The 18364-nt window shown below is 71.7% G+C and carries 18 protein-coding genes; 13 read left to right on the top strand and 5 right to left on the bottom strand.

Features of this window, described 5'->3' with window-relative positions; all coding sequences use genetic code 11:
* Positions 1–83 precede the first annotated feature (83 nt).
* The 5 genes from B1H29_RS15920 to ccsB all read left to right on the top strand — a co-directional run bounded on the left by B1H29_RS15920 (position 84) and on the right by ccsB (position 5807).
* Positions 84–1385, top strand: coding sequence for a hypothetical protein (locus B1H29_RS15920; RefSeq protein WP_079160246.1), 1302 nt, complete (start codon positions 84–86; stop codon positions 1383–1385).
* A gap of 66 nt (positions 1386–1451) precedes the next feature.
* Positions 1452–2165, top strand: a complete 714-nt coding sequence (locus B1H29_RS15915) for a TlpA family protein disulfide reductase (RefSeq protein WP_055418518.1) — start codon at positions 1452–1454, stop codon at positions 2163–2165.
* A 1-nt stretch (position 2166) separates the two neighbouring features.
* On the top strand, positions 2167–2937 hold the full coding sequence (locus tag B1H29_RS15910) for a cytochrome c biogenesis CcdA family protein (RefSeq protein WP_055418517.1): 771 nt from the start codon (positions 2167–2169) through the stop codon (positions 2935–2937).
* A gap of 3 nt (positions 2938–2940) precedes the next feature.
* Positions 2941–4683, top strand: a complete 1743-nt coding sequence (resB, locus tag B1H29_RS15905; protein ID WP_055418516.1) for a cytochrome c biogenesis protein ResB — start codon at positions 2941–2943, stop codon at positions 4681–4683.
* Positions 4680–5807, top strand: coding sequence for a c-type cytochrome biogenesis protein CcsB (gene ccsB / locus B1H29_RS15900; RefSeq protein ID WP_055418515.1), 1128 nt, complete (start codon positions 4680–4682; stop codon positions 5805–5807). Before resB ends, ccsB begins: the two co-directional genes overlap by 4 nt.
* A gap of 126 nt (positions 5808–5933) precedes the next feature.
* Here ccsB and B1H29_RS15895 read toward each other — a convergent pair whose 3' ends face one another.
* The 4 genes from B1H29_RS15895 to B1H29_RS15880 all read right to left on the bottom strand — a co-directional run bounded on the left by B1H29_RS15895 (position 5934) and on the right by B1H29_RS15880 (position 9289).
* Positions 5934–7352, bottom strand: coding sequence for a condensation domain-containing protein (locus B1H29_RS15895; RefSeq protein ID WP_055418514.1), 1419 nt, complete (start codon positions 7350–7352; stop codon positions 5934–5936).
* A 140-nt stretch (positions 7353–7492) separates the two neighbouring features.
* Positions 7493–8212 (bottom strand): TioE family transcriptional regulator, encoded by a 720-nt coding sequence (locus B1H29_RS15890; protein WP_055418513.1) that lies wholly within the window; start codon positions 8210–8212, stop codon positions 7493–7495.
* 91 nt (positions 8213–8303) lie between these two features.
* Entirely contained in the window at positions 8304–8651 is a 348-nt protein-coding gene (locus B1H29_RS15885) for a hypothetical protein (RefSeq protein WP_055418512.1), read from the bottom strand.
* On the bottom strand, positions 8648–9289 hold the full coding sequence (locus B1H29_RS15880; protein ID WP_055418511.1) for a DUF6232 family protein: 642 nt from the start codon (positions 9287–9289) through the stop codon (positions 8648–8650). The genes B1H29_RS15885 and B1H29_RS15880 overlap by 4 nt, the downstream gene beginning before the upstream one ends.
* A 234-nt stretch (positions 9290–9523) precedes the next feature.
* Between B1H29_RS15880 and B1H29_RS15875 the strand changes: the two genes are divergently transcribed.
* From B1H29_RS15875 to B1H29_RS38130, 4 genes are all read left to right on the top strand, one after another.
* Complete coding sequence (locus tag B1H29_RS15875; RefSeq protein WP_055418510.1) at positions 9524–11134, top strand: carboxylesterase/lipase family protein; 1611 nt, start codon at positions 9524–9526, stop codon at positions 11132–11134.
* Positions 11135–11343: 209 nt separating this feature from the next.
* Positions 11344–11751, top strand: coding sequence for a VOC family protein (locus tag B1H29_RS15870; RefSeq protein ID WP_055418509.1), 408 nt, complete (start codon positions 11344–11346; stop codon positions 11749–11751).
* Between the two features lie 141 nt (positions 11752–11892).
* Complete coding sequence (locus B1H29_RS15865) at positions 11893–13674, top strand: protein kinase domain-containing protein (RefSeq protein ID WP_055418508.1); 1782 nt, start codon at positions 11893–11895, stop codon at positions 13672–13674.
* Between the two features lie 244 nt (positions 13675–13918).
* Positions 13919–14059 (top strand): hypothetical protein, encoded by a 141-nt coding sequence (locus tag B1H29_RS38130; RefSeq protein WP_159027828.1) that lies wholly within the window; start codon positions 13919–13921, stop codon positions 14057–14059.
* Between the two features lie 30 nt (positions 14060–14089).
* Here the strand turns inward: B1H29_RS38130 and B1H29_RS15855 are convergent, their stop codons facing one another.
* Positions 14090–14482, bottom strand: coding sequence for a PLD nuclease N-terminal domain-containing protein (locus B1H29_RS15855; protein ID WP_055418507.1), 393 nt, complete (start codon positions 14480–14482; stop codon positions 14090–14092).
* A gap of 89 nt (positions 14483–14571) precedes the next feature.
* On the opposite strand from B1H29_RS15855, the gene B1H29_RS15850 reads away from it, so the two are divergent.
* The 4 genes from B1H29_RS15850 to B1H29_RS15835 all read left to right on the top strand — a co-directional run bounded on the left by B1H29_RS15850 (position 14572) and on the right by B1H29_RS15835 (position 18350).
* Positions 14572–16029, top strand: a complete 1458-nt coding sequence (locus tag B1H29_RS15850; RefSeq protein WP_055418506.1) for a menaquinone biosynthesis decarboxylase — start codon at positions 14572–14574, stop codon at positions 16027–16029.
* Positions 16026–16931: a menaquinone biosynthesis prenyltransferase MqnP gene (mqnP, locus tag B1H29_RS15845; protein WP_055418505.1), complete on the top strand. Its 906-nt coding sequence runs from the start codon at positions 16026–16028 to the stop codon at positions 16929–16931. The genes B1H29_RS15850 and mqnP overlap by 4 nt, the downstream gene beginning before the upstream one ends.
* Before the next feature lie 212 nt (positions 16932–17143).
* Positions 17144–17824 carry a UbiX family flavin prenyltransferase gene (locus B1H29_RS15840; RefSeq protein WP_055418504.1) on the top strand — a complete coding sequence of 227 codons (681 nt, stop codon included), beginning with the start codon at positions 17144–17146 and terminating at the stop codon, positions 17822–17824.
* Between the two features lie 67 nt (positions 17825–17891).
* Positions 17892–18350, top strand: coding sequence for an Lrp/AsnC family transcriptional regulator (locus B1H29_RS15835; RefSeq protein ID WP_055418503.1), 459 nt, complete (start codon positions 17892–17894; stop codon positions 18348–18350).
* Positions 18351–18364 lie beyond the last annotated feature (14 nt).

Below are 18364 nucleotides of genomic sequence, written 5' to 3'. Positions count from 1 at the left end.
ATCCGCACAGATATCCGGAACCCGCACGTTCGTCGCGTCCTCTGACTGGGTGACCACCCAAGGACGCGACGAACGAGGTTGCGATGCGCACTTCCACCCGCACTCTCACCCGCAGGGGGATGCTCGGACTCGGCGCGGGAGCCGCGGCCGCGGTCGGGCTCGCGGGCTGCGGTTCCGGCTCTCACGCATCGGCGGACGGCTCCCACGAGGCCGGCGGTTCCCCGAGGCCCTCGCCTTCGGGCAGCGGCAAGGCTCCCGCGCGGCCCATCGGCGACGGCTCCACGTCGTACACCGGCAAGCAGCCGCACCAGCCGGACGCGCCCGTGCCGCTGGAGCCAGGCGAGACGCCGCCGCAGTTCGTCGTCTTCTCCTGGGACGGGGCGGGGGAGGTCGGCAACGGGCTCTTCCCGCGCTTCCTCGACCTGGCCCGGGAGCACGGCGCGCACATGACCTTCTTCCTCTCGGGCCTGTACCTGCTGCCCGAGTCGAAGCAGCGCCTCTACGACCCGCCGAACAACCGGCGCGGTGCCTCGGACATCGGCTACCTCACCGACGCCCACATCAAGGACACCCTCGAGAACGTCCGCCGGGCCTGGCTGGACGGGCACGAGATCGGCACCCACTTCAACGGGCACTTCTGCGCCGGCAGCGGCTCGGTCGGGAACTGGACGCCGGCGCAGTGGCGCAGCGAGATCGACCAGGCGAAGTCCTTCGTGAAGGAGTGGCGGACCAACACCGGCTGTACCGACCTGCCGTCCCTGCCCTTCGACTACGACAAGGAACTCGTCGGCGGCCGCACGCCCTGCCTGCTCGGTCAGGACAACCTGCTGCCCACCGCCCGCGAGCTGGGCTGGCGCTACGACGCCTCCTCGCCCGGCGGCCGTCAGGTGTGGCCGGCGAAGAAGGACGGGATCTGGGACCTGCCGTTGCAGCAGATACCTTTCCCCGGACACTCCTTCGAGGTGCTGTCCATGGACTACAACATCCTCGCCAACCAGTCGGTCAACTCGACCAAGGCGCCCGCCCACAACTACCCCGGCTGGCGTAAGCAGGCCACCGAGGCGTACATATCGGGCTTCAAGCGGGCATACGAGTCGAACCGGGCACCGTTCTTCGTCGGCAACCACTTCGAGGAGTGGAACGGCGGCATCTACATGGACGCCGTCGAGGACGCGCTCGAGCACATCGCGCGGGAGAGGGAGAAGGGCGAGGACATCCGGCTCGTCTCCTTCCGCCAGTTCACCGACTGGCTGGACGTGCAGAAGCCGGAGGTGCTCGCCAGGCTCCGCACCGTCGAGGTGGGGCGGCGGCCGGCCGGTGGCTGGCGGGCCCTCCTCGAGGAGGCCGGGAAGCCCGGCGGCGAGGCGTCCGCCAACGCCGCCTGAAATGCGGGTTTCCGCCCGTGAGGGGGGTGCGCAAGATCCCCGGAACGGACATGCGAAACTTTTCACATGAGTGCCGCCAGCCGCGCCCCCCTGCGCTCGAACCGCTCGAACCGCTCGAACCGCCTGCCGAACCGCTCGCTGCGCGGCGGCGGTACCGTCCGCGCCCGTCGCCGTGTCGCCCTGACCACCGGCGCCGTCGCGGTCGCGCTGCTCGCCACCGCCTGCGGCTCCGGCGGCACCTCGGGCGGCGGTGGGAACACCGGCTTCGTCACCGGCGCGGACGGCATCTCGACCGTCGCCAAGGGTGAGCGGGCCGACGCCCCCGACCTGTCCGGCGAGACGGTCGACGGGGGACGGCTCGACGTCGACGACTACAAGGGCAAGGTCGTCGTACTCAACGTGTGGGGCTCCTGGTGCCCGCCGTGCCGCGCCGAGGCCAAGAACTTCGAGAAGGTCTACCAGGACGTCAAGGACCAGGGCGTCCAGTTCGTCGGCATCAACACCCGCGACGGCTCCACCGGACCGGCCCGCGCCTTCGAGGAGGAGTTCGGGGTCAGCTACCCGAGCCTGTACGACCCGACCGGCAAGCTGATGCTCCGCTTCGAGAAGGGCACCCTCAACCCGCAGGCCATCCCCTCGACGCTGATCATCGACCGGGAGGGCAAGGTCGCGGCCCGCACCCTTCAGGCGCTCAGCGAGGAGAAGCTCCGCAAGATGCTCGCCCCGTACCTCAAGGACGAGTCGGGCGCGGCGGGCGAGCCGGCCAAGTCGGAGCAGTGACGTGAGCGCACTGTCCACGCTCGCCGCGGAGGGCCCCAACGGCACCGTGCTCAACGGCGCCCTGCTGGTGGCCCTGCCCATCGCGTTGCTCGGCGGCCTCGTCTCCTTCTTCTCGCCCTGCGTCCTGCCGCTCGTCCCCGGCTACCTGTCGTACGTGACCGGGGTCACCGGCACCGACCTCGCCGAGGCCCGGCGCGGTCGGATGGTCGCGGGCGCCTCGCTCTTCGTCCTCGGCTTCACCGCCGTGTTCGTCTCCAGCGGCGCGCTGTTCGGCTACTTCGGCCAGACGCTCCAGGAGAACCAGAGCGTCCTGACCAAGGTGCTGGGCGCGTTCATGATCCTCATGGGCGTCTTCTTCATGGGGCTGATGCCCTGGCTCACCCAGCGCGAGTTCCGCTTCCACAAGAAGCCCGTGAACGGCCTGATCGGCGCCCCCGTGCTGGGCGCGCTGTTCGGCATCGGCTGGACGCCCTGCATCGGCCCGACCCTCTCCTCCGTGCTGATCCTCTCCTCCGAGCAGGGCACGGCCGGTCGCGGCGCGATACTGACCGTCGCCTACTGTGTCGGCCTCGGCGTGCCCTTCGTGCTCGCCGCGGTCGCCTTCCGCAAGGCGCTCGGCGCCTTCGGCTGGATCAAACGCCACTATGTCTGGGTGATGCGGGTCGGCGGCGTCATGATGATCGCGACCGGGCTGCTGCTGCTGACGGGCGTGTGGGACAGCATCGTGCAGGACATGCAGACCTGGTCCAACGGCTTCACTGTAGGGATCTGACCGATGAGCAAGACCACCACGGGCAAGACCCCGAAGGGCACCCCGACGGGCACCCCGACGGCCGGCGAGGACCAGGACCTCGGCGCCGCCGGCTCCCAGCTCACCACCGCCCCCAGGGAGGAGGCACCGGGCCTCCCCTCCCTGGGCGTCGTCGGCTGGGTCCGCTGGTTCTGGCGGCAGCTCACCTCGATGCGGGTGGCGCTGCTGCTGCTCCTGCTGCTCTCGCTGGGCGCGATCCCCGGCTCGCTGATCCCGCAGGAGGGCGTCGACGCCCTGAAGGTCGAGGACTTCCGCGAGAACCACGACATCCTCGGGCCCCTCTACGACAAGCTCGGCCTCTTCCACGTCTACAGCTCGGTGTGGTTCTCCGCGATCTACATCCTGCTGTTCGTCTCCCTCATCGGCTGCATCGTCCCGCGCACCTGGCAGTTCGTCGGCCAGCTCCGCGGCCGCCCGCCCGGTGCCCCCCGGCGCCTGAACCGGCTGCCCGCCTACACCACCTGGCGCACCGGGGCCGAGCCCGAGCAGGTCCGCGAGGCCGCGCTCACGCTGCTGAAGAAGCGCCGCTTCCGCGCCCACACCGTCGGTGACGCCGTCGCCGCCGAGAAGGGCTACGCGCGCGAGGCCGGCAACCTGGTCTTCCACATCGCGCTGATCGTGATGCTGATCGCCTTCGCCTGGGGCCAGCTCTTCAAGTACGAGGGCAACAAGCTGATCCTGGAGGGCGACGGTTTCTCCAACACCCTCACCCAGTACGACGACTTCAAGTCCGGCAACCTCTTCGACCCGGACCAGCTCGACCCGTTCAGCTTCTCCCTCAAGGACTTCCACGGCACCTACGAGCCGACCGGGCCCAACCGCGGCACCCCGCGCGTCTACGAGGCCACGGTCGACTACAGCGAGGGCGCCTTCGGCGAGGAGAAGTCGACCACCATCAAGGTCAACGAGCCGCTGGAGATCGACGGCTCGAAGGTCTACCTCGTCAGCCACGGCTACGCGCCCATCCTCACCGTCAAGGACGCCAAGGGCAACGTCGTGATGGACCACGAGGCGACCGCCCTGCTGCCGCTGGACTCCAACGTCACCTCCTCCGGCGCCGTCATGGTCCGGGACGGCTACCGCAACGCCGAGGGCGCCAAGGAGCAGCTCGGCTTCAACGCCTTCTTCCTGCCGACCTACGGCGGCGAGGGCAGCACGATGCTCTCGACCTTCCCGGCGCTGACCAACCCCATGCTGGCGCTCTCCGCCTACCACGGCGACCTCGGTGTCGACGCGGGCTTCGCGAAGAGCATCTACCAGCTCGACAAGACCAACCTGAAGGAGTTCAAGGACTCCGACGGCGAGCTGTTCAAGAAGCAGCTCAAGGTCGGCGAGACCATGACGCTCCCGAACGGCGCCGGCACCGTCACCTTCGACGGCGTCCAGGAGTGGGCCGGCTTCCAGATCACCCAGCAGCCCGCCAGCGGCTGGGCGCTCGCCGGCGCCGTCGCCGCCATCCTCGGTCTCGCCGGCTCCCTGTTCATCCAGCGCCGCCGCGTCTGGGTGCGGGCCGTCCGGGGCGCCGACGGGGTCACGGTCGTCGAGATGGCCGGTCTCGGACGCAGCGAGTCCGCCAAGGTCCCCGAAGAGCTCGGCGATCTCGCCGGGATCCTGTACGGGCAGGCGCCCGACGCGCCGAAGAACGACGACGACACCCCCGATTCCCCCGACACCCACGTCGTATCTGCCGAAGGGGCTGAGCAGTGACTCTCGCCGCCGCAACCGATCTGGCCGCCGCGACCAACGAAAACCTCGCGAACGTCAGCAACACGCTGATCTACTCCGCGATGGCGGTCTACACGCTGGCCTTCCTCGCCTACATCGCCGAGTGGACCTTCGGCAGCCGCAGCAAGGTCGGCCGCACGGCCGCCGCGCTCACCGCGACCGGCGAGGCGAAGGCCGCCCCGGCCGTCACCGTGAACAAGGCCGGTGGCACCGCCGTACTGGAGCGGCCGAAGGTCGTCGTCCGGGCGGCGACCGGCTCCCGCGACGTGCCCGACGGGCCCGGCGCGCACGGCGGCACCGTGCAGGGCGACCTGTACGGGCGGATCGCCATCTCGCTCACCGTGCTCGCCTTCGCCATCGAGGCCGGCGGCGTGCTCACCCGCGCCCTGTCGGTGCAGCGGGCGCCGTGGGGCAACATGTACGAGTTCAACATCACGTTCACGACGGTCGCCGTCGGCGTGTACCTCGTGCTGCTCGCCCTGCGGAAGAACATCCGCTGGCTGGGCCTCCCGCTGATCACCACGGTCCTCCTGGACCTCGGTATCGCCGTCAAGGTCCTGTACACCGCCAGCGACCAGCTCGTCCCGGCCCTGCACTCGTACTGGCTGTACATCCACGTCTCCACGGCGATCCTGTGCGGCGCGGTCTTCTACGTCGGCGCGGTCGCCACGATCATGTACCTGTTCAAGGACAGCTTCGAGAACAAGCTCGCCTCCGGCGGCGAGCCCGGCCGCTTCGCCAACTCCGTCCTGGACCGGCTGCCCGCCGCCGCCTCCCTCGACAAGTTCGCCTACCGCGTCAACGCCGCCGTCTTCCCGCTGTGGACGTTCACGATCATCGCGGGCGCGATCTGGGCGGGCGACGCCTGGGGCCGCTACTGGGGCTGGGACCCCAAGGAGACCTGGTCCTTCATCACCTGGGTCGCCTACGCCGGCTACCTGCACGCCCGCGCCACCGCTGGCTGGAAGGGCCGCAAGGCCGCCTACCTGGCCCTGGTCGCCTTCGGCTGCTGGCTGTTCAACTACTACGGCGTCAACATCTTCGTCTCCGGCAAGCACTCCTACGCGGACGTGGGCCTGGGCGCCCTCCAGTCCGTCGGTTTCTGAACCCGGCGCCTCGCCCGGCCGGTTCCGGGTGACCCGGCGTCACGGGAGCCGGCCTTCGACGTGCGTACGGGTGGCAGGGACAGGAGACAGGCACGGAACGGGAACGGACTCGGACTCGGACTCGGACTAGAACTCGGACCGGGACCGGGACCGGGGACGGGCGACGCTCGTGACGACGCCCCGCAGCCGTTCGACGTACAGCCGCAGGTTCTTGTGCGCGACGTCGGTGTCCGGGTAGCGGCTCGCGAACCACAGGCCCTCCCGGAGCCGCGTCACCCACGCGCACACCTGGTCGCCGTACGACACCCTGAGCAGCGCGTACGCCGACAGGTCCGGCCAGTGGTCGGAGCCCGGGACATCGCGGGCGTCGACGTAGGACACGATCGAGTACAGGTCCGGTGACGTGGGCCGGAAGTCCGTGCCCAGCAGGCGCAGCACCCGGTCGATCGGCAGCCGGGCCAGCCGCCGGTTGGCCTGGAGCTCGGCGCGGACGGCCCGCAGGGCGCTCGGGAAGTCGGGGGCCCGCGCCACGGGGATCTCGATCGGCGCGCCGCCCACGTACCAGCCCACGGACTCCGACCACCGCGACCGCGACCTGGTGTGGAACGGCACGACCGTGCGGTAGACGGGTTCCCCGCCGATCTCGTGGACGACGAGCGCGGTGGCGGCCAGGACACCGACCAGGCTGCCGCCGTAGGGACGGCAGTACGCCTCGAAGGCGGCGGCGTCGGCCGCGTCCACCAGCGGCTCGCGCAGCAGCCGCTGCTCGGGCAGCGGGCCGCCGGGGGCCACGCCCAGGTCGACGGGGAAGGAGGGCAGCCGCCCGTCGCACCGCCGGATGAACTCCCGCCAGCGGGAGACGACGTCGTGGCCGCCGTCGACCCGGTCCGCGTCCGCCCGTTCGGCCTCGCAGAAGTCGACGTAGCTGCCGACCCGGGGGCGCGGCACGGTCCGGCCCTCGACGCCGGCCGCGTACAACTCGTGGATGTCGGCGGGGATGCGGTAGATGGAGTAGGCGTCGACGTTGCTGTGGTCGAAGGCCATGTAGACACTGACGCCGTCGGCGCGGACGACCGCCGTGTAGATGAGGTTGGGCCAGCGCAGCGCGTCCGCGACGCTGTCGAAGCGGTCCTGGAGGTGGCGGGTCAGCTCCGTCGCGTCCGGGAAGTCGCCGACGTCCTCACGGTGGAGGGACACCGCGTCCGCGTCCAGGGTGAACCGGCGCATCGCGTCCCCGGCGTCACCACTCCAGCGGAAGCCGCTGCGCAGCGTCTCGTGCCGCAGGGTCCAGACGCGCAGCGCCTCCTGGAGCACGTCGAGGTCGACCGGGCCCGGGATGTCGAAGGCCGCGCCGAGCCAGGTCGGCACGAACAGGCCGTCCTCGCGGACCGACCGGGCCGTCCTGATGTGCGACTCCTGGATGTACGCCGGCGGGCGTGAGTCCTCGGGCAGTGCTGCCGCGATGTCGAGGGTGCGTGGACTGAGCGTCCACTCGACGAGGCGCCCGGGCCGGATCCCGCAGCGCTGGATGTCGGTCATTCGCACGAGGGGTTTCTCCGTTCGCAGATGTAACAGACCCGACCAAGGGAATGCCGTGCTCGCGACCGCGCACCTGGTGTGTCGGCACTGTTCAACGGAACGGATGGCTCCTCGAACGCCGATGCGGGGCCCGTCCGGGAGGCCGTTCACTCGGGGCGGGCGTGCTCCAGATACGCGTGCAGGGCGCCCGAGCCCGCCAGCATCGCCCGCGTCCGCGCGGTGAGGGCCCGCCCGCGTGCCTCGACCGCGGCGCGCAGCGCCTCGCTGCCGCCCTCCCGCCGCAGGCCGTCCAGAACCGGACGGATCTGGTCGAACGGGTAGTGGCTGCTGCGCAGCGTGCGCACGAGCCGCGCGTCGCGGACGTCGGCGGGTGCGTACACGCGGTACTCCGTGCCCCGCTCCCGCCCGGGCGCGAGCAGCCCCGCCGCCTCCCACACCCGCAGCGCGGACGTCCGTACGCCGATCAGCGCGGCCACCTCGCCGATGCGCAGGCCGCCGGACGGGCGGGCCGACGGCTCGGGCTCCTCCCGCGCCAGCGCCTCCAGCGCCTCACTCGCGGCCCGCAGCGAGAGGCGCTCCTCGTGCAGTGCGGCGTGCGCCGCGTCGACGAGGGCGAGCGCGCCGGACACGTCCCCGTCGTGCACGGTCCGCATGATCCGCGCCGCCGGCACCGGCTCGTACCCCTGCCGCAGCGTCCGGTACGTCGTCAGCGCCCGCCGGTGCGCCTGACCGAAGACGCGGTACCCGGACTCCGTCCGCCCGGCCGGGGGAAGGATCCCGGCGTCCTCGTAGTTGCGGATCTGCTGGGTCGAGAGCCCGGCCAGGCGGGCCAGGTCGACGGTGCGCAGACGGCGCTCGTCGGTCATCACCGGCCCGCAGCCTGTGCGCCGGGCCACGGACGCCCGCCGGCACGCGGGCGGGGTGGGCGGGAGAGCGGCCGGCCCGTCATCGTGTCCGCTACCGCGCGCCCAGGAGCTGGAGGATGCCGTTCACCGCTTCCACGATCGGCACGCCCAGCGCCCCGGCGGTCGCGGCGACGCCGGCGACGGCCATCAGGGCGCTGGTGCGGGCCTGCGGCTGAACCACGGCGTCGGGGGCCAGGACCGGCAGGGACTCGTCGATGGTCTGCGCCGACAGGGGCGGCACCTGGGCCCGCAGGTCCCGTAGCTGGGCCGTCAAGGCCTCGATGGCGGAGCGCAGTTCGGGGTCCATGGCGGTCGGCGCCGTGTTCTTCACCATGCCGGTGTTGTGCGTGCCGCCGTACATGTTGACGCTGTCGCCGAAGTGGTAGTTGTCGCCGCTCATGCCTTCCCCATCCCCACGTTGCCCGATCCGCCGTACATGTTGACGTTGTCGCCGAAGTAGTAGTTGCTGGGATTGACCAGGAGTTGCTCCACTCTTACGTGGAACTCCGCCTCGGGGTTCTCGATGGCCTGCACGATGGGCGCGACGAGCTGGTCGAGGTGGCGCGGGTCGGCACTGGTCACCATGGCGATGGACGGCCCGGACGTCTCCACCGCCAGGACGTAGTGGGCCGGCGCCGTCAGTACGGAGAACAGCTCCACGACGCAGAAGACCAGTGCCGCGATGGCCCCCAGCCAGACGATGGTGAGAATGCCGCCGGCCGTCGAGCTGTCCGCGAGCGCCGTCAGTCCGGCGACGATCGTCAGTCCGAAGGCCACCGACAGGATCAGTGCCGTGCGCCTGAGGAACAGCAGCGTGGCTTCCTTGCGCCGGGGCGTCAGGGTGAAGGTGTACACCCGCGTGATGTTCTGCAGGGGGTAGGCCGCCGCGCCGACCCACAGCAGGCGCTTGCTGACCCGCAGGTCGATGCCCCGCACGGCCTGCGGTGGCACGGCGGGCGGCGGCGGGATGTCGTACTGACCCGGTGGCTGGCTTCTCTGGCCGGGTGGCTGGAATTCCTGATGCGGCGTGCTCTCCATCGTCTTCCCGACCCTCCGCTGGCTGATGAGCCGTCAGTGAGTGATCCATTAACCACGCAGGGTGGCCCCGGCGCAAGTCGCCGAGGTGCACGTGCGGCCGGCCGGCCGACGCCCTCGAGCACGGCTCGCCCGCGGGCCGTGAGCGGGACTGGTGATTCACGCGATGCGGGGGCGCGCGGGGGCGCCGACACTTCGGTGACCGCGCCACCACCCGACCCGTACCCGGAGGTACCGGTGACCACTTCGCTCACGAGACGCAGGACGAGGACGACGCAAGGCTCGTCACCGTCGTGGACGCGCCGCTTACGGGGAGCGCTGGCCGGCGCTCTCCTGCTTTCGGCGGCCGGTCTGGGTGCCGCGCCCGCCGCGGCGGCGGACGACACGGCCGTCACCACCCGGTACGGACAAGTGCGGGGCGAGGCGGGGGAGTCCGCCCACGCCTACCTCGGCATCCCCTACGCCGCACCGCCGGTGGGGGACATGCGGTGGAAGCCGCCGTCCCCGCCCGCGCGCTGGACGGGCGTCCGGGACGCCACGACCCCCGGGGACCCCTGTATGCAGGCCGACTCGTCCACCCCCTGGGGTGATCTGGCCGGACCCGGCACCCCCGACGAGGACTGCCTCTACCTCAACGTCCACACGCCCGCCGAGCGCTCCCCGCGCGACCGGCCCGTGATGGTGTGGATGCACGGCGGCGGCTTCACGATCGGTTCCGGTGCCTTCTACGACGGCGGCGAACTGGCCGCCCGGGGCGACGTGGTCGTCGTCACCCTCAACTACCGTCTCGGTGCCTTCGGTTACCTCGCCCATCCGGGCCTGGCCGGTGAGTCGCCGCAGGGCGTCTCCGGCAACTACGGGCTGCTCGACCAGCAGGCTGCCCTGCGCTGGGTACGGCAGAACATCGCCGCGTTCGGCGGCGATCCGGGCAACGTGACGGTCTTCGGCGAGTCGGCCGGCGGCGGCAGCGTCTGCCAGCACCTGGTGTCACCCCGCGCGCTCGGCCTGTTCGACCGTGCCATCGCCCAGTCGGGCTGCGGCTTCCCCTTGCCCACCCAGGAGTCGCAGCAGCGCACCGGCGCCGCCTGGGCCGACTCCCTGGGCTGCGCCGACGCGGCCTGTCTGCGGTCCAAGCCGGCCGGCGAGCTGCTCACCGCCTCGCTGAACCCCACCGCCCGCTGGGTCCCCAACGTCGACGGCCGGGTCCTCCCGCTCCAGATCACGGACGCGCTGGAAAGCGGCCGGTTCCACCGCGTCCCCGTCCTCCAGGGCACCACCGCCGACGAGGGCCGGCTCACCGTGGCGACCACCTACGACCTGGCCGGCCGCCAACTCACCGCCGCCGGGTACCCGGTCGCCGTCCGCGCCCTCTACGGCGACCGCTCCGAGGCGATCCTCGCCCGCTACCCGTTGTCGGAGTACGGCACCCCCGCCGAGGCCCTCGGCGCGATCCTCACCGACTCCCAGTTCGCCTGCCTCCAGTCCCGCACGGCTGAGCTGATGGCCGACCACACCCGCTCCTACCAGTACGAGTTCGCCGACCGCCACGCCATGGACTACCTCGACCTGCCGATCGGCTTCCCCCTCGGCGCCCCGCACGGCTCCGAGATCCGGTACGTCTTCGGCGGTGTCTTGGGCACCCCCGCCCAGAACGCCCTGGCGGCGAAGATGCTGGGCTACTGGACCAACTTCGCGCACACCGGCGTCCCGTACGCGGCGGACGCGCCGCGCTGGCACCGGTATCCGATGGTGCAGAACCTCGCTCCCGAGGCGATCACGGCGTCGACGGCCTTCCCGCAGGACCACAAGTGCGACCTGTGGCTCCAGACGGGCCAGGCCCGCTCCTGACCGGAATCCAGCACCGCGTGCTGCGCGAGACGGCGCCGGTGGCGCGGGCGCCGGGTCTCCCGGCAGTCCCCGCGCCGCCACCGCGCCACCTCCTCCGGGCCCCCGCACGGCCCGGAGGAGGCACCGCAGCCCCCGATGGCGGCCGAGCGCTGTCCTATATCCGCCCTAGCGTGCGGTCACGACAGCCCCGGACGACCAGGAGTGATCCCATGAACCTCGCCTCGATCCGCATCATCACGGGCGACATCGCCCGCCTCGTCGAGTTCTACGAGCGCGCCACCGGAGTGCGGGCGGACTGGTCCACCGAGGACTTCGCCGAACTGCGCACCGCGTCGGGCACCCTCGCGATCGGCAGTACCCGGACGGTGCCGCTCTTCGCCCCCGGCTCCGCCCGCCCGGCCGACAACCGCAGCGTCATCATCGAGTTCCTCGTGGACGACGTGGACGGCGTGCACCGGAACCTGACCGGCTTCGTGGACGACATCGTCAGGGAACCCACGACGATGCCCTGGGGCAACCGTGCGCTCCTCTTCCGCGACCCCGACGGCAACCTGGTCAACTTCTTCACCCCGGTCACCCCGGCCGCCGTCGGGAAGCACGCCGCACCCACCCGCTGAAGCCCGAGCAGCGGCCGAACGGCCGTACGGCGTACGGGATCCCGGCGGGCCGGCAGGGGCGGGCCGCGAGAAGCCGCACCTATGCTGGGTCTGCCCGTACGGAGAGACATACGGGGAGGGACCGCACGCCGGGAGGCATCTGTGTCAGCGCTGGAGCCGGACGACCCGCGCTCCGTCGGGGAGTACCGGTTGCTGAGCCGGCTGGGCGCGGGCGGTATGGGCCGCGTCTTCCTGGGCCGGTCACCGGGCGGGCGGCTCGTCGCGGTCAAGGTGGTGCACGGCGAACTGCTGCGCCGGCCGGAGTTCCGCGACCGCTTCCGCCGCGAGGTCGAGGCGGCCGGGCGGGTCAGCGGGGCCTTCACCGCACCGGTCGTCGACGCCGACCCGGACGCGCCCCTGCCGTGGCTGGTCACCAGCTACATCGCCGGGCCCTCGCTGGACCAGGCGGTCGCCGAGCGGGGGCCCTTCGACCCGCGGGCCGTGCTCGCGCTGGCGGCCGGGCTGGCCGAGGCCCTGGTGTCCATCCACGCCGCGCACCTCGTGCACCGCGACCTCAAGCCCTCCAACGTGCTGCTCGCCGAGGACGGTCCGCGCGTCATCGACTTCGGGATCGTCCGCAGCGTCGACGCCGAGTCGATCACCGGGACCGGGTACACGGCGGGGTCCCCGGGGTTCATGTCGCCCGAGCAGGTCAACGGCGACGAGGTCACCTGGGCCAGCGACGTCTTCTGCCTGGGCGCGGTGATGGCCTTCGCGGCGACCGGCACCAACCCGTTCGGCGGCGGACCGACCCCCGCCCTCCTCTACCGCGTCGTGCACGACGCCCCCGACCTGGACGCCGTGACCGACACGGCCCTGCGCTCCCTGATCGGCGACTGCCTTCGCAAGGACCCGGCCGGCCGTCCGACCCCCCGAGACATCCTCGCCCGCGTCGGCCCGCTGGGCGGCGAGAGCGCGACGGCCCTGCCGTACGCCGGTCAGTGGACGCCGTCCGTCCGGCCGACCGGTCCGGAGGCGGCGCCCACCCTGGTCACCCCGCCCGCCGCGGCGCACCCGGCCACCCGGGTGGACGCCGTGCGGCCGCCGGCGCCCGGCCCGCCGGACGTACGGCCGCCGGCGCCCGGCCCGCCGGACGTACGGCCCACCGCGCCGGGGGAGCCCGGGCGTCGTAGCCGGCGGGCCTTCCTGCTCTCCGGTGCGGGCGCGGTCGCCGCGCTCGGCGTCGGGACGGGGTTCTGGCTCAACCGGCCGACCACCCCGGACGGACCGGGCACCGCGCCCGCGCCGTCGTCCTCGCCCGCCACCGCCACCCCCCGCCCTCCGGTGGCGGTGGGGCGCTGGCCCCTGGACGAGACCTCGGGACCGATCGCGCGGGACACCGCGGGCGGGCACGACGGCACCGCGACCGGTGTCGCGTGGCAGTCCGGCGGGCAAGGGGCCGGGTTCGACGGGACCGGCAGCCAGATCGTGACCGACGGGCCGGTGCTGAAGACGGGAGCGGGCCGGAGTTTCACGGTCACGGCCTGGGTCCGGCTCAGCGCCGTACCGGACGTCTTCGCCACCGCCGTCAGCCAGGACAGCGCCACCGCCAGCGGCTTCTACCTCCAGTACTCCAGCGGGGACGACAACTGGGCCTTCTCCCGCCCCGGCCGGCGCGCCGTCGGCCGCACCGCCCCCGCCGCGAACGTCTGGACCCACCTGGCCGGCGTCTGCGACGGCCCGGCCCGCAAGCTGCGGCTGTACGTCAACGGCGTCCAGGAGGCGGTCGTCGAGGACACCGACCCCGTCCCCGCCACCGGCGCCTTCGTGATCGGCCGGGCGTCCTTCAACGGGGAGCCCCGCGACTTCTTCCCCGGCGCCATCCGGGACGTACGGGCCTTCGACCAAGCCCTCGCCGCCGCCCGGATCAGGACGCTGGCCTGACCATCTGATGCCCCCTCACCAAGCGTTCCCAGGACCGTACTTGGGGCGGGCATGCTAAAGATGTAGCTTTCGAACTGCGGCCGCGACCGCCCACGCTGGAGCCCGCGGCAGCCGGTGAACGGGGAGAGAGTCGAACGGGGAAGCCGGATTCGGCCTCACGGGCAGTGGCGCCGAGCCGCTGGAGCACGACGATCCACGCCGGATCGGACCGATCCCGCTGCTGGGACGGCTCGGGGCCGGCGGAATGGGCCGCGTCTACCTCGGCGTCCACGAGGGCCGGTACGCGACGGGCGGCTGCCCCGACCTCCACCGTCGGGCGTCCATGATCGGCCTGACGACCACGACATGCACCGGCTCCGCCTCCCAGCGCTGGACCAGGATCTGACGTCCGGACCGGGATCGGCGGAGAGGAGGGTCAGGCCTCGTCCCGCTTGCCGTCCTTGCCGTCCTTGCGGTCGTCGTCGTCCTCGGGGCCGCTCCGGCCGGTGTCCTGCGGGCCGTCCTCACCCCGGTCCCGGTCCGCGCCACCGGGCTGGTCGCCCAGCGACTTCAGGAAGTCGGGATTGTCGTCCGGCGCGACCCACTGCCGCCGCCCGCCGCCGCCCTGTCGGGTCGACGAGCCGGCCGGCTGCCGCTTCTTGCCGGCGATGATCCAGGAGATCGACCCGACCAGCGGGAAGAGCAGCACGAGGATCGCCCACAGCGGCTTGGGGATGTGCCGGATGTCCTCGTCCTTCGTGCTGATGCAGTCGATGAACGCGTAGACGCTCAACGCCAGTGGCACGAGGAACATCAGCACCCGGAGCATGGGGCCTCTCTCCAGCGGAAGCGGTGGGCGGGGACGCTCACGGCCCCCGGTTACAGGGCCAGAGTAGCCGCTCGGGGATACTGGACGGCATGGCTTACGACGATCTTCGCTCGCTGCTCAGGGCACTGGAGCGCGAGGGCGACCTCAAGCGCATCAAGGCCGAGGTGGACCCGTACCTGGAGGTCGGGGAGATCGTCGACCGGGTGAACAAGACCGGGGGCCCCGCCCTGCTCTTCGAGAACGTGAAGGGCTCCGACATGCCCCTCGCGATGAACGTCTTCGGCACCGACCGGCGCCTGCTCAAGGCCCTCGGCCTGAAGTCGTACTCCGACATCTCCGACAAGATCGGCGGGCTGCTCCGCCCCGAGCTGCCCCAGGGCTTCGTCGGCATGCGCGAGGCCTTCGGCAAGCTCGGCGCGATGACGCACGTGCCGCCGAAGAAGGTGAAGGGCGACAGCGCCCCCGTCCAGGAGGTCGTCCTGCACGGGGACGACGTGGACCTCGACCGGCTCCCCGCGCTTTTCACCTGGCCGGACGACGGCGGCTCCTTCTTCAACCTGGGCCTCACCCACACCAAGGACCCGGAGACGGGCATCCGGAACCTCGGGCTGTACCGGCTCCAGCGCCACGACAAGCGCACCATCGGCATGCACTGGCAGATCCACAAGGACAGCCGCAACCACTACCAGGTCGCCGCCCGGCGCGGCGAGCGACTGCCCGTCGCGATCGCCTTCGGCTGCCCGCCCGCCGTGACCTACGCCTCCACCGCCCCCCTCCCCGGCGACATCGACGAGTACCTCTTCGCCGGGTTCCTCCAGGGCAAGCGGGTCGAGATGGTCGACTGCAAGACGGTCCCGCTCCAGGTCCCGGCGCACGCCGAGGTCGTCATCGAGGGCTGGCTGGAGCCCGGCGAGATGCTCCCCGAGGGCCCTTTCGGCGACCACACCGGCTTCTACACGCCGCAGGAGCCGTTCCCCGCCCTGAAGATCGACTGCGTGACGATGCGCAAGCGCCCGCTCCTCCAGTCGATCGTCGTGGGCCGCCCGCCGACCGAGGACGGCCCGCTGGGCCGGGCCACGGAGCGCTTCTTCCTCCCGCTCCTCAAGATCATCGTCCCGGACATCGTGGACTACCACCTCCCCGAGGCCGGCGGCTTCCACAACTGCGCGATCGTCTCGATCGACAAGAAGTACCCCAAGCACGCCCAGAAGGTGATGCACGCCATCTGGGGCGCCCACATGATGTCCCTGACCAAGCTGATCGTGGTCGTCGACTCCGACTGCGACGTCCACGACCTGCACGAGGTCGCCTGGCGGGCCCTCGGCAACACCGACTACGCCCGCGACCTCACCGTCGTCGAAGGCCCGGTCGACCATCTCGACCACGCGTCCTACCAGCAGTTCTGGGGCGGCAAGGCGGGCATCGACGCCACGAGGAAGCTGCCCGAGGAGGGGTACACGCGGGACGGGGGCTGGCCGGACATGGTGCTGTCCGACCCCGAGACGGCGGCGAAGGTCGACCGCCGCTGGAAGGAGTACGGACTGTGACGTCTGCTTCCGCCGCGCTGCCGCAGCAGCCGGGGCGCACCAAGGCGTTCCTGCGCCTGGTGATGATCGAGCACTCGGTCTTCGCGCTGCCCTTCGCCTACATCGCCGCCCTCACCGCGATGTACGAGTGGGACGCGAACATCCACTGGGGCCGGCTGCTCCTGGTCACCGTCGCCATGGTCGGCCTGCGCACCTTCGCCATGGCGGTCAACCGGATCATCGACCGCGAGATCGACGCCCGCAACCCGCGCACCGCCCACCGCGAACTGGTCACCGGCGCCATGTCGGTCAAGCACGCCTGGACCGGCGCGCTGGTCGCCCTCGTCGTCTTCCTGGGCGCGGCGGCCCTGCTCAACCCGCTCTGCCTCGCCCTCGCCCCCGTCGCGGTGATCCCGATGGTGGTCTACCCGTACGGCAAGCGGTTCACGAACTTCCCGCAGGCCATCCTCGGCCTCGCCCAGGCGATGGGCCCGATCGGCGGCTGGCTGGCGATCAGCGGCGAGTGGTCCTGGGATGCCGTGATCCTCGGCCTCGCGGTCGGCGTCTGGATCGGCGGCTTCGACCTGATCTACGCCTGCCAGGACGTCGAGACCGACCGCGAGGTGGGCGTCAAGTCGGTCCCGGCCCGCTTCGGCGTCCCGGCGGCCATCTGGGGCGCCCGCGCCTGCCACACGGTCACCACGGCGCTGTTCGCCTGGTACGCCGTCGCCACCGGCGCGGGAGCCTTCTTCTGGCTCGGCCTGCTGATCGTCGCGGCCGCGTTCGGCTACGAGCACACCATCGTGCGCCCGCACGACCTGTCCCGCCTGAACAGGGCGTTCTTCTCGGTCAACGGCTTCATCGGTATCTGCCTCTTCGTTTGCGCGCTGATCGATCTGCTGGTGCGTGGGCTCACGGTGTAGCTCCTTCAGGTGACGTCGGCGGAACCGCCGTGTCCGCCCGCCCGGGGATTCGTACGTTGATCGGACCTTGATCGGTTCTCCTCCCCGCACCAGCGGGGACGGCCCGAGGGCCATGCCCATGAATCCGTTGACGGTCGAGGTGCTCCCCGCGCCTGCGGGGATTGCAGTCGGCCGCCCGACACACACGGAGGGCGGCCGGATAGGCTCAAGATGTGAACCCAGGAGAATCGCAGCGCGCGCCTTGGATCGTGGGGGTGTCGGGGGCATCCGGTACGCCGTACGCGGCGGCGGTGCTGCGGGCGCTGCTCGCCGCGGGCGAGAGCGTCGACCTGGTGGTCAGCCGGGCCTCGCGGCTCACCCTGCTCGACGAGACCGGCATCTCCTTCCGGGACGCCCACTGGCGGACCGACCTGCACGCATGGCTGTCCCGGGGCGCCGACGGCAAACCCGGCACCTTCGACGTGGACCTGGCCGGCGACCGGGTACGGCACTGGAGCGCGGGCGACCTTGCGGCCGGGCCGTCCTCGGGGTCGTATCCGGCCAAGGGCATGCTGATCGTGCCCGCGTCGACGGCCTCCGTCGCGGGCGTCGCGCTCGGGCTCTCGAAGGACCTGCTGCAGCGGTCGGCGAGTGTGACCCTGAAGGAGGGGCGCCGGCTGGTCGTGGCCGTCCGGGAGACCCCGCTGGACGGCCGGACGCTGCGGCACCTGGTGACACTGGACGACGCGGGCGCGACGGTCGTGCCCGCCTCGCCCGCCTTCTACGCGGGGGCGACGCACATCCAGGACCTGGTGGACTTCGTCGCCGGGCGCGTCCTCGACGCGGCGGGTGTCGAGCACGACCTCTACCGCCGCTGGCGCGGCGACCTCGGCGGGGCCCGCCCCACCACCTGAGCACCACATCCCCCCACACGTTTGTTACCCACATCTTCAGAACTCTTCAGTGGAAGGCTTCGATCGCATGGACGCGGTGGACAGGCAGCTCATCCAGGCCCTGAGGGAGAACGGCCGGGCCTCCTACGCGGAGCTGGGGCGCCTCGTCGGACTCTCGGGACCCAGCGTCACCGACCGCATCAACCGGCTGGAGGCGGCCGGCGTCATCACCGGTTACCGGGCCACCGTGGACGCCGCCTCGCTCGGCCTCGGCGTCACCGCCCTGATCGGCGTCTCGCTCTCCGACGCCGCCGACCACGAGGACGTGGCGCAGCGCCTGCGGGACCTGCGGGAGATCGAGGACTGCTGGTTCATCGCCGGCGACGACTCCTACATGCTCAAGGTGCGCGCCACCGACGTGGACGGCCTGGAGAGCATCATCCGCCGGCTGTCGGGCACGAAGGGCGTGTCCAGGACCCGGACCACCATCGTGCTCTCCACCAAGTGGGAGAACCGGGTGGGCGAGCTGCCCGAAGAGGTCCAGTAGCCGGGGCGTACGGT

Source organism: Streptomyces pactum, from assembly GCF_002005225.1.
In the GTDB taxonomy this organism is placed as follows: Bacteria; Actinomycetota; Actinomycetes; order Streptomycetales; family Streptomycetaceae; genus Streptomyces; species Streptomyces pactum_A.
Note: the sequence above shows the minus strand (reverse complement) of the source record. Positions and strands in the feature narration are given on the sequence as shown.

Bases quoted from the DNA above. Each gene is read 5' to 3' on its own strand.
- B1H29_RS15920 (WP_079160246.1), top strand. From the start codon at position 84: ATGCGCACTTCCACCCGCACTCTCACCCGCAGGGGGATGCTCGGACTC.
- B1H29_RS15915 (WP_055418518.1), top strand. From the start codon at position 1,452: ATGAGTGCCGCCAGCCGCGCCCCCCTGCGCTCGAACCGCTCGAACCGC.
- resB (WP_055418516.1), top strand. From the start codon at position 2,941: ATGAGCAAGACCACCACGGGCAAGACCCCGAAGGGCACCCCGACGGGC.
- B1H29_RS15890 (WP_055418513.1), bottom strand. From the start codon at position 8,212: ATGACCGACGAGCGCCGTCTGCGCACCGTCGACCTGGCCCGCCTGGCC.
- B1H29_RS15885 (WP_055418512.1), bottom strand. From the start codon at position 8,651: ATGAGCGGCGACAACTACCACTTCGGCGACAGCGTCAACATGTACGGC.
- B1H29_RS15880 (WP_055418511.1), bottom strand. From the start codon at position 9,289: ATGGAGAGCACGCCGCATCAGGAATTCCAGCCACCCGGCCAGAGAAGC.
- B1H29_RS15870 (WP_055418509.1), top strand. From the start codon at position 11,344: ATGAACCTCGCCTCGATCCGCATCATCACGGGCGACATCGCCCGCCTC.
- B1H29_RS38130 (WP_159027828.1), top strand. From the start codon at position 13,919: ATGGGCCGCGTCTACCTCGGCGTCCACGAGGGCCGGTACGCGACGGGC.
- B1H29_RS15855 (WP_055418507.1), bottom strand. From the start codon at position 14,482: ATGCTCCGGGTGCTGATGTTCCTCGTGCCACTGGCGTTGAGCGTCTAC.
- B1H29_RS15850 (WP_055418506.1), top strand. From the start codon at position 14,572: ATGGCTTACGACGATCTTCGCTCGCTGCTCAGGGCACTGGAGCGCGAG.
- B1H29_RS15835 (WP_055418503.1), top strand. From the start codon at position 17,892: ATGGACGCGGTGGACAGGCAGCTCATCCAGGCCCTGAGGGAGAACGGC.